Source organism: Bacteroides sp. K03 (assembly GCF_019734355.1).
GTDB classification, from domain to species: Bacteria; Bacteroidota; Bacteroidia; order Bacteroidales; family Bacteroidaceae; genus Bacteroides; species Bacteroides nordii.
The window spans coordinates 291,276-303,301 of record NZ_JAASHC010000001.1 but is presented as its reverse complement, the minus strand read 5'-3'; the positions used below and the strand labels follow the sequence as shown (position 1 = coordinate 303,301).

At 40.4% G+C, this 12,026-nt stretch carries 4 protein-coding genes; all 4 read right to left on the bottom strand.

Going from position 1 to position 12,026, the window contains the following annotated elements:
- Positions 1-113: 113 nt before the first annotated feature.
- Positions 114-5,210: a DUF4627 domain-containing protein gene (locus HCG69_RS01065; RefSeq protein ID WP_221648484.1), complete on the bottom strand. Its 5,097-nt coding sequence runs from the start codon at positions 5,208-5,210 to the stop codon at positions 114-116.
- Positions 5,211-5,322: 112 nt separating this feature from the next.
- Positions 5,323-6,861 carry a RagB/SusD family nutrient uptake outer membrane protein gene (locus tag HCG69_RS01060; RefSeq protein ID WP_221648483.1) on the bottom strand — a complete coding sequence of 513 codons (1,539 nt, stop codon included), beginning with the start codon at positions 6,859-6,861 and terminating at the stop codon, positions 5,323-5,325.
- A 21-nt stretch (positions 6,862-6,882) separates the two neighbouring features.
- Positions 6,883-9,906 carry a TonB-dependent receptor gene (locus HCG69_RS01055; RefSeq protein WP_221648482.1) on the bottom strand — a complete coding sequence of 1,008 codons (3,024 nt, stop codon included), beginning with the start codon at positions 9,904-9,906 and terminating at the stop codon, positions 6,883-6,885.
- 89 nt (positions 9,907-9,995) lie between these two features.
- Positions 9,996-11,804, bottom strand: a complete 1,809-nt coding sequence (locus tag HCG69_RS01050; RefSeq protein WP_221648481.1) for a T9SS type A sorting domain-containing protein — start codon at positions 11,802-11,804, stop codon at positions 9,996-9,998.
- Positions 11,805-12,026: the final 222 nt, after the last annotated feature.

Sequence of the window (12,026 nt, the reverse complement as noted above, 5' to 3'; positions counted from 1 at the left end):
TGTTTCCAGAAAACAGAATCGAAAAGAAATATATACCACTAATAACCGATCTTAGCTAAAAAGCGAAGGGGGGCTCTTGCCCCCTCTTTTTAATAAACTATAACTAAAAAGTTTTACTTAACCATCAATTTGACAGTCTCCTTAGCAGCTCTCAAAATATAACATCCGGCTTCCTCTACCGTAAACTTGATATTACCATCAGATTCAAGAGTTTTGACAATCCTTCCAGTCAAATCGTACAGATTTATTGTACCTGTTACATTCAGTACGTATACGTCTTTTCCGACTGTGTATACTTTCAAACCGTTATCTAATGTTTCCATTTCCACACCAGTCGCATTCTTGTCGATAAGTCTCAGATACAAGGGCATACCTTGGGCAAGGGTGAAATCGATTCGGGTCGTACCGTCACCCGGCAAGGTCACAGTAGCACCTTCCATCTCGTCTGCCAATTTCCACTCACCGGTTACCACTAAACTTGTAGCTGTTTCCGTCTCGCTCCATCCCCAAACCGGATCACTCTTCGGACGCAAGTTCGGGTTACATACAGAAAGATACAGAATCTTCTCGTCAGCTTTATACTGTTCCATCAGCAACATCTCGGAACCGGCAGCTTTCACATAACCGTAATTCAGATCGGCAGCGGCTTTGAACAGCGTATAAGCCATCACGTTTCTCGGTTTGTAGTTCAGCACATGCATATCGGCATTTTTTGCTTTCACCTCATACAGTTCACCGCTATTTACTTTACTTTCGATAGCAGCCAAGCCGGCATCATCAACAGCCGGAACCACTACAAATTCATACGATCTATCAGCAGTTTTAATTCCATGATTGATATAAGCTTTGGCAGCCGTTACTACAGCAGGATTATCGAGGTTCTCACCAGTTTCTTCCGGAGAACTCTGTTCACCGTGCTTGATAACAAGTTCATCATGTCCTTTCGGAAGGATATAACCGGTTCCTACCGGATTTATGATACGTACGCTTTCCGTAGAGGCCAATGACTTCGGTTCACTACCCGCGGGCATTTCAGCGCCATTAACCAATAACTGCTTCTGCACTGGACTATCCAGTGTCTGGAACAAGTTGGTAGCTGTAATCATATCATTTCCATATTCTCCGTTGGCAGAGATATCACTTCCTAAACTGATCAATAAACCGTCGAATGCATAAACAGACTTTTTGAACTTCAGGTTAGTAGGTACAAACCGCTGACTTCCCCAAGAATCACCCTGATCAAATTCTGCACCGAACATACCACAGTCTTTCCACGGCAAAGCACCGGCGAAATTGGTAGTTAGAGAATACTGGTCAAAACGGGAAGAAAGATCTTTATTAGGCATCATTTCTTTCCAAGAAGTATAATGAACAGTTGTCGCACCCGGAACTACATTCCAGTCCCATCCACCGTTCTTACCGTTAGTCGGTACACCGGACAGCCCTCTTTCGCCATCATACATCACCTCCAAAGTACCATGTGACTGATAACGTCCGTAACGGTTGGTCTTATCATAAATTTCACCGCCCCAGAACTTCGTGGTCGGACAGCGCATGGTAGCTACCCAATTGTCTTGGCGATAAACACCTATCGGACTATAGTTGAACTGATAAAAGCCTTCACCATTAAATGCAGGTACACCTTCATATTTATCGGTCATCGTGAAATAATTGTATTGAGAAGCCAACTCCGTATCGATACCGGTACCCTTTAGTTCACCGCCTATTTCAATAAGTTGATCTAACACACCGTGTGCAGTCGGTACACCTAAACCGCCCAATAAAGGATGGCGCCCTGCCAAACTGTTGGCACACAAATGATCAGAACCTTTCGTTGCCATGAAGTACATGGAAACCACAGCCTTCTTCAAATGCTCGTATGATTCCAAGTCCACTTGATAACAAGTACCCTTCAGCGTATACAAAGCATTTACCCAAGTAGTATAAGCATACATATAACCGTTATAGTGTGTACTGTGGTGGAATCCAGTTCCGTCAGGTTTCAATACATCACGCCCACCAGGTATATAAGAACAGAAATTCTCAAGTAAGGCCTTGGTAGCCTTCGCACCTTTCACTGCCACAGCATCATTCGGAATTTGTACAAAAGAAGTGATAATATTATTAATACAATTGTATACATAGTCTGAACTCTGTCCCGGAACCACCGTCTCATATGGTGCATAAGCCTGATTAGCTTCCAGTATCCAAAGAATAGCCTTGCATATTTCTGTCTTTTGATCCTCGGTATAAGCATTCATGGCATCCAAGAAACCGGCCGGTACATCGCGAACATCTCCGTATCTGCTCCAAGTAAATCCCTGAAAATGACAGAAAATACCCTGATCAATGATCAAATCAATCCACATCGGGAAAGCATCAATCACCCATGCAGGACTACCGGCAATATAAGCAGCAGCCAATGCTTCTACTTTCTTTGACAAGTCAGTCAAGAAAGTCGCATCCACATCCTTGGGAGCTACAATTTGTTTACCTTTTACTGTACCATCAGCATTACGAGTCATTTGCAGATCATCAATTTCTTTCTTGATTTGACGAACTAATCCGGCATTTGCAGTAGGAGTACGTTTGGTCGCATTACGGAGTTTTTCAACCCCTTCCAATTCTTCCGAAGTAGGTTCAACAGTCTCTACTTCTTCACAGTAAGCATATTTGCCCAAAAGAGAAGCGTTGGCCTTATTTAAGAATTGTATATCTTTGGCAAGCATTTCCGGATATTGCCTGTTACCATCTACCGTACTGTTCAAGTTCATATTATCCAGATATACCTTTGCACCAGCAGCATTACCTTCCTTTATACTATAAGTAAAACGAACACGAACTGCCGTCTCATCACCGGTATTTTCATACTCATTGTATCCACGACTGAATTCACGCCATCCCTTAAAATTCTGTAACAAAGTGGCTTTTTTCACACTTTCACCCTTGGCATTCAGAAAATCTACATATATCACATTACCAGTAACTGCCGGAGCATAAATATTAAAGAAAGCCGCATTACGTGAAGTCAATTTCATGCCATCACTTCCGAGCGGGAATTCTATCGTAGCATTGTTTTCATTAACAGTCCATTCCAAACATTGTACACCACTTGTATAATGATCAGTAGAAAGAGCTAATTCACTACCTTTAGCTTCCCATCCTGTAGGAACAGATTGCTCCTCAAAATCATATTTTACAATAACCGGAATATCTTCAACATCACTAACCTTTATCAACTGTACATCGTCAATCAATATCTCAGAATCAGCTTTGTCATTGTAAAAACAAATAGCCATATTGGTACGTTCAGATTCAGTAGCAGCAAACACATTCTTATTAAAGGTCATATCATACTGTGTATCAGAAACCTGTGTCATATCATATTCTACTTGATATGTAGCCCAAGTCTCAGTCACCGAAAATCTTTCATATACACCGCGCCATGCCTTATCCGGATCTGATGGTGCCCCATTGGCCTTCACAAAATAATGATTGATAAATTCTTCATTCGCTTCATCCGTACAACGGGTATAAAGTCTTACCACACCTGCATTTGCACTTTTTGCCTTAAAAGACAATCGATAAATAGCTTTATCCAAAGTACCACCAATACGCTGCGCCACTACAGTAGTATACCATGAAGCCGCATTACCTTCATAAGAAAGCACTTTACCTTGGGTAGCGTCATCCTTGATTGAAATTTTGATATTCTGATTCGTTTCATATTCGTCGCGGCAAGCCGACCATATACCGGTCTCCGTCTTCCAAACCTTATCGGTAGGAGTAACATCTTCGGTAGTAGTCACATCAAAGCCCGGATCTGTCACCAGATTTTCACCTACCGGTTCGTCTGGTTCGTCCGGATCAGACAAATCTTTAATTAATGTCAGTTCCACGTCATCAATCAAAATAGTCGTTTCTACTTTATTTCCTTGGAACATGAGTATAAAGTTCGTCAAATCAGTAGCCGTAACTTCTTCTGTATCGTTCATAGTAAACTGATACATACTTGTGGTCACTTTGGTAAAATCAAAATCCACAAAATATTGTTTCCATTCAGTAGTCAAAGACTGAGTCTGATAGCTACCATAAAATTTACTATCCGGACTTGATGGCTTACCAGTTTCTTTTACAAAGAATCTATTTACTCCTTTATTACTATTATCAGTCAACCGAAAGAAAGTTTTAACCTGACCTCCATCAGCAGATTTTCCCCAAAAGCTCAATCGATAGATACCTTTCTTTGCTTGTGTTTCTATTCGTTGAGCAAAGAAAGTACTATACCATGTATATGGCTTTCCTGTATATGATGCCACTTTTCCACGATCGGCGTCCTCTGCAACAGCAAAAGAAACCGTTGCATCTTTCACTTCATCTTTACCCGTTACCCATTTATTGAGGACATAAGGTTCAGTCTCAAGAGAAAGAGAAAAATCTGCATCATCGAAACCCGACATCTTAATCAGATTCTCATCGGATGGTTCCGGCTCGTCCGGATCAGACAGATCTTTGATAAGTTCCAACGTAAGGTCATCTAGCAAATAAGTCTTCAAAGAGGTTCCTCCCTGCAATTTCAATACAACATTGACCAAATCATCAGCAGTCGATTCTTCTGTATCTGTCCAAGGAATGCTATAAAGTGATTTGGCAACTTGAGTAAAATTGAACTCCACTGAATACTGTTTCCATTCTGGTGTCAAAGCCTGATCATAAAAACCATAATAAGCTTTGGTTGTTTCTTCTGCCGGTGCTTCTTTAGCTACCATATATCGGCCCAGATCCGCATTACCAGCATCAGTAGTATTAAAGAAAATTTTAATTTTGGCACCATCATCAGATTTGGCCCAAAAAGTCAATCGGTAAATACCTTTCTTCATTTTACCTTCAATACGCTGAGCTGCAAATGAAGTGTAATAAGATGTAGGACGTCCATAGAAAGAAAGTACTTGGCCACGTGTCTCATCATTCACCAATTCAATCTTCACATCATTATTATCCTTATCTTTACTTGCATCATGGTACATCAACCATTCATTAAACACCAACGGTTCCTGTTTATAATCTCCTAAAGAAGAAATTTCTGTGAAATCCGATTTTGAAATCAAATTTTCACTGGTAGTATCTACCGACCGCACAGAAGCCCAGACAGCTTGCATCCCCCATAAGGCTGCGGCACATAACACTACACCTAAAAAAGTCTTTTTCATGTTTATTATTTATTAAAGTTATAAAATAGAAATGTGCAAAATTTAGTTTTACGATCTTCCTTTTGCACATTCCTTTCATTAAGTTACCCTGTTCAAACCTTTACCTTATGAATTACCAAGCGCGGTCGTTTTGTTCAAAGCCACATTCTTGTGTTTCACGTGCCGGTAGAACAAAATGATAAAGCTTACGATTATCCGGTGTAATGCGGGCAGCATCCATTGCTTCTTTAACCCGATCATTAGCCGGACGTTCTACACCGAAAGCATCAGTATAACCATGATTCACTTCATATACCTTCTCATTACGTACCAGATAGAACCAACGTTTGAACTCAGCAAAGAATTCATATCCGTATTCATCAAATACTTTTTGCAAGAACTGTTCCGGAGTAAAACCATCATCCTCCGTATAAGCATGATGAGTAGCTTTGTTTTTCGCTGCACGATAACGTACCCTATCCAAACATTTATAAGCCAATTGATTTGGGGTCCCGGTAGATTTACATTGTGCTTCAGCATACATCAGCAATACTTCGGCAAAACGATAAATCGGTGTAATACCAGCACTCTGAGCAGATGCCACACCACCGTAATCACGATATTTATTAATAGCCGGAGCCTTCATGATAGTACGCGTATAAGGTACATTCCGATTATTAATTCTGAAAGTAGTAACAAAATTGAAATCCTTACGTGCATCATCCGGATGATTTTCATAGAATACCGGGTCGGCTGTATAATCAGCCCAGCCGCTTTCTTCCTGAATGAAGTATGACTTTCCATAATTGCTGGCCAATTGTTCCTTGGAATGGTTCAAAGCAAACATATGCTCTGTACGGTCACTTTTATTACCTTCCGTCCACAAATCCCCATAATTTTCCATCAAGTCATATCCACTGTTCTGGATGATATCCTCACAAATTCTGGCAGCATCAGCATATTTACCGGTCTGTTTTAACGGCCAACCAGCCATGGTCATATATACATCAGCCAAACAAGCCTTGGCAGCCCAAGCACCTACCCGTGAATTATTGTCGGCACGAGAATAAGCAGGTAGATTAGTACCTGCATATTCCAAATCAGGAATAATTATCTTCGTATAAATCTCTTCCGTCTTGTTACGCGTAATCGTAGTAGAACCGTTCAGGTCGGTTGTACACTTAGAATCAATAAAACAAGGTACATCACCAAACCAACGCACCAGATTGAAATAAGCAAATGCCCGCATAAAACGACATTCAGCTATATACTGAACCTTAGTCGTCTCATTTAGAGTACTACTACCTTCAAAAGTTTCTTTCCACAAGTTGGCTGTTTGAGCCAATCCATACATATTACTCCACATTGTTTGGGAATCACCGTCCTGATTACCGACAGTAATGTCCATTTGGTCAAAATTAGTATGGCGTTTGGTCAGATTACCCGTACCTATATCATCTGCACCCAATCCCATAATAACAGTACGGCAATTATACTCATAATTACCTCCCCACAACTCTCTATACAAACCATCGAGCATACCCAAACTGTTCTTTTCATTCGTTTCAATATTCTCGGGTGACATAAAACTTAAAGGCTCTTGAACCAACTCCACACACGATGTACCCAACACACTGCACAGAGCTAATGTGATCACTATATTTTTTTTCATAATTACAAATCTCCTTTTCTGTTAGAACGCTAAATTCAAACCCAATAAATAATTACGCCCATTAGGATAATATCCATAATCGATACCCGGTGTCAGCGGACTCTTCAAAGCAACCTCCGGGTCCAATCCCGAGTAACTGCTGATTAAGAATGGATTCTGCAGGGAGACATAAACCCTCAAGTTACTAATACACATTTTTTGAGTGAGATTCTTAGGTAAAGTATAACCTAATGTGATGTTTTTAATTTTCACATAACTTCCTTTTTCTATAAATTCACTGGATGGAGTCAAACCATTAGTCTGAGGTACAAAACCCGGTATACCTGTATTCACATCATTTTCCGGAGTCCATCGATTCAATAATTCCGGATTCGGGCTAATCATAAGATTACCGCCATTATCCATCAAACGTATCTCACGGGTCTTGTTATAAATATCAAAACCGTGTACACCCGAAATTAAGAAACTCAAATCAAAATCTTTGTATCTGAACGAATTGTTCCATCCCCATTGGAAACGCGGTTGTCCATTTCCTATCACGGTCTTATCTGCTTCCGTAATGGCATCATCGCCAGTCAAATCTTTAAAACGATAAGTACCCGGTTTTGCGTTCATGGTAGTAGGTGCTTTGGCTGCTTCTTCGGTAGTCCATACTCCTTCGCATACATATCCATAAAGAACACCTACCCTACGACCTTCATAATAACGATAGTGCCCAGCTTCATATCCCGACAAAGTAATATAATCATTCTGGCTAGCCAACTCTTCTACGATAGCTTGGTTCTGAGAAAGTGTTAGAGTAGTATTCCATCTGAAGTCATCCCCAACTACCGGATCAGCACCGATAGTGATTTCATATCCTTTGTTCAACATCGAACTTGCATTTTTCAAACGACTGGAAAAATTTGTATAGAGCGGTGCATTTACGTCTAATAACATTTCATGGGTGTTTTTACGATACAAATCCAGTGTGGCTGTCAGACGATTGTTAAAAAAGCCCATATCAAGTCCCACATTCCACTGTTCGGTACGTTCCCATTTCAAATCAGGCTGGCCTAAACGAGACACGACAAAGGAAACGCTTCCATCGGGCATAAAGTTAGGATTAATTTCTGTGTATTCAGAATATGCGGCTACCCCACTGTTACCAACCTGTCCGTATCCTACACGCAACTTCAACTGGCTTAAAAAGTCTACATTCTGCAGAAAATTTTCCTGTTTAACGTTCCATGCCAATGCCAGTGACGGGAATTGTTCCCATTTGTTACCGAAAGCCAATACAGACGATCCATCATAACGCCAGGAAGCTGTAAGCATGTACCGATCCATAAATACATAGTTCACACGAGCCAAAGCAGCCATAGATGAAATTTTTTTACGTTCCCCCGGTACACTGATAATTTTTTTTGAAAAGCCTGTATTATTATGACCGATATTAACAGAGTACAAATCACTCACATTGACCTTCTGTTGCATATTATTGCTATGGCTCTGCTCAAACACCAATGTGGCATTGATACGATGATTCTTATTGAATTCTTTTATGTAGGTAAGAATATTCTGATTATTCCAACTGTAAGTGGGTTGAAAGTTAGTAGAAGCAGACGTCAGACCATCACCAGCCCATACAGCATATGATTTTTCATTATTGGTACTTCCACTCCATTTACTTCCGAAAATAACACTCTGATTCATACGGAAAGACAATCCATCCCACAATTTCACATCTACATAACCTTGCAAACGGGATGTATAGCTATATCCATCGGAAATGACCTCATTAACCATACCCATAGGGTTGTAACGCGCTTGACCGGTGATATCAAAATTATTATAGTTTCCTTCTTCATCAGTCGGCAGAATAGTATTCGCCATCGTCATTCCTTCTGCCAATACCCCCCGATATTGGGAGAAACGTCCGCCATTACTCTTGGAATAATTACCCCAAAAATTGAATCCGGCTTTCAACCACGAACGAATTTCCGAATCCACTTTCAAACGATAGTTAAAATTCTGAGCATCCGTTTTGTTAGCAATACCATCGTTATAATTAAAACGGGTAGAGAACAAGAACTTGGTTTTTTCACTACCACCGGAAACAGAGAGTGCATGATTATGCTCTATGGCCACGTCACGAAAAATATGCTTCATATAATCAAAACCTCCGCCATTATAGAAACCGGCCACTTCTTCCGGAGTATAAAACTGTCTGGGTTCTGCATAAAATTCTTTCCCATAGTCATTAGCAAGGTCAGCAAATTCTCCGGGAGACAACATGTCTGGCAAATCATAAGGGGTCTTAAAATTGACATATCCGCTATATTCCACCCGAACTTTACCAGCCTCCGGATTTCTAGTCGTAACCAAAATCACACCGTTGGCAGCCGAAGCACCATAAATAGCTGTCGCGGAAGCATCTTTCAACACCTCAATGCTGGCAATATCCGATGCATTCAAAGATGCTAAACTACCACCGATCATACCATCGATAACCACTACCGGACCACCATCGGCCTTAAGGGAGTTCATACCACGAATACGCATAGTAGCTCCCGAACCCGGCGCTCCACTTCCCGATACGACACTCATACCAGCGATACGTCCCTCCAATGCATGAGAAATATCCGACACCGGCATACTCTTCAATAAATCATCGGTCTTGATAGAGGTTACCGCACCGGTCAAATCGGATTTACGTTGCACACCATAACCCACCACGACAACTTCTTCCAGTGCTTGTGTATCCTCTTTTAAAGTAACCGTAAGTGAAGTTTGCCCGTTCACTTTTACCTGCAACGTTTTATAACCAATGTACGACACTTCTAAAGAAGCCTTCGGATCTACATTAGATAAAAGGAAATTACCGTCCAAGTCTGTTATAGTACCAATGGTAGTACCCGTAACCAGTACTGACGCTCCGATAACACTCTCACCGGCAGTATCCACTACCCTACCTTTTACTGTTATCGAGGATTGTGCCCAGCTCGAAAGAGCAAAACAGAGTAATCCTACGAAAAACAAACAAGAAAATTTGAAATTTTTCATATATTAAATATAAAATTAAATTAAAGACAGAGAAAGGAAACACAAATTAACACCACTGATTCCTTTCTCTATTATCTCTTTACTCAATATCACTCGTTAATCAATACCTTGGCTGTTTCCACACCCGATGCAGTAACAATCTGTACGACATACAAACCATTCTGCAAAGCAATTTCATTATTGCCTTCCTGCAAAACAGCGTTAGCCACAACAGTACCGGCAACTGTATAAACGGTCAAATCAGCGCTTTCAGCAGCGACATTTACAGTTAGTGTATTACCATAAACCCATACTTGACAAGAAGTCTCAGCGTCAATTCTACCGAATCCGGTACCCAGATCACCTTGATAAGCCCCCATATTCACCTTACCGGCTTCTTTCACAAAATCATTACCTGCCAAATCTGTCTGCAAATTAGCTTCAATCCAATCCGGCAATACAGCCATTGCCTCAAAGTCATGTTGTCCAGCACCGATACAAACAGAACCAGCTTGCAAACTGAAGTCGGCAGTTGCAAGCTCTGCACGTTGCGCGTCATCGGCAGCTACGCCTACAAAAGAAGTCGGTTTCTTAAATGTTTCAGCAGCCGTAGTCGTAATGCAATCTCCGCTCACATCATCATTATCTCCATCCACAGCCGTAAATTCCACATAATTTACATAATCTGCCGCATCTACACAGAAAATATCCTTACCTTGATGAGTAGCCGTATTGCCCAACACAATGCTATTTCCCAACTCAGCATAGCTTCCCTCAGCTATATAGATAGAACCTACATTATTGGCAAAAGTCGAGTTTCCAACCCATGTTGACATACCTTGATACATTAACAAAGCAGTAGAAGAGTTATTCACAAGTAAACAGTTTACCATACGGAAATTATTGTTCAAAGACACAATAGCAGTTTTCCAGTTAGAACCGGTAGCCGCATCACATGTTACCGAGTTATTACGGATAACATTTCTTACAAAATCAGCACTTGTATATGCCTGACAAGAAATAACATTCACTTCAGACACATTATTTTCAAACAGATTATCGGAAACAACTACTTTTCTATCAGCGGTGTAAGTACCTTCCGTACTTGCAGGCCATTGAGAATTGACACTCAAACAAGAATAAGTATTATCACGGAACACACATCCGGCTACCTTTGTAGTCTGTGCTGCATAAGTATCACCAGCAGCAGTTGCTGTATTATAAATACTAAGGCACTGAATACTATTCTTTTCGAATACACAATTGAGGATCGTATTAGCTACAGCCGAAGCCTTTCCACACTCACGTCCTTGCAATACACTAGCACCCGTTTGCTTGCTTTCATTAAAAGCCGAGTTTCCAGCAAAATAACAATCACGTACAATCGAGTTCTCTTCTACATAAAGAGCCTTTCCACCTATTTTATTATTAATATAACGACAATTTTGGATAACAAAGTTATTATTAAAGTAACAGATCTTATCATTAGTCGTACCATGACCGCTTACCGTCAAACCATCAATGTAAGTCGTTTCAGTTCTATCAAATCCTTTATTTACATCCGTCAAACGATAATCACCACCATTTCCAGTCAAAACCGTTTCATTAACAAATGACCAAGGTTTTGAGGCATCTTCAAGTACACGTTGGTTTATAGCCGTTTCTGTACCAGCAAAACCTCCATATATATCTACATAATCAGCCAAAACCAATGTTTCATTAATTACATAGGTACCTTTAGCCATCCAAATCTCATCTCCTGCAACAACCTTTGTCATAGCCGTAGTCAAATTATCCACAGCTTTATCCCATGAGCTACCGTCATTGCCAGCATTACCGGTAGAAGCTACATATACAACCTTCGCATTTATACTCAAAACAAACGCTAAACAAAATACTAGTAATAGATTTCTTTTCATAACAAATTAGTTTTCGTTAATAATAAATTTATTTCCAAAGATACAACAGACAAACATAACCAACACCTATTTCTGTCCAACAAATGTACAAATTCGTACGCATACTCATTTTTCTCATAAAAGGACTTATTTGTACATAATAGATACAATTCAAGCATTTGTACCACAGATGATATTGTACTTTTGTAACCAAAACAAAGATAGGTAAGTAATCTCCAACTG

Coding starts and splice junctions, on each gene's coding strand:
- HCG69_RS01065 (WP_221648484.1), bottom strand. CDS start 5,210: ATGAAAAAGACTTTTTTAGGTGTAGTGTTATGTGCCGCAGCCTTATGG.
- HCG69_RS01060 (WP_221648483.1), bottom strand. CDS start 6,861: ATGAAAAAAAATATAGTGATCACATTAGCTCTGTGCAGTGTGTTGGGT.
- HCG69_RS01055 (WP_221648482.1), bottom strand. CDS start 9,906: ATGAAAAATTTCAAATTTTCTTGTTTGTTTTTCGTAGGATTACTCTGT.
- HCG69_RS01050 (WP_221648481.1), bottom strand. CDS start 11,804: ATGAAAAGAAATCTATTACTAGTATTTTGTTTAGCGTTTGTTTTGAGT.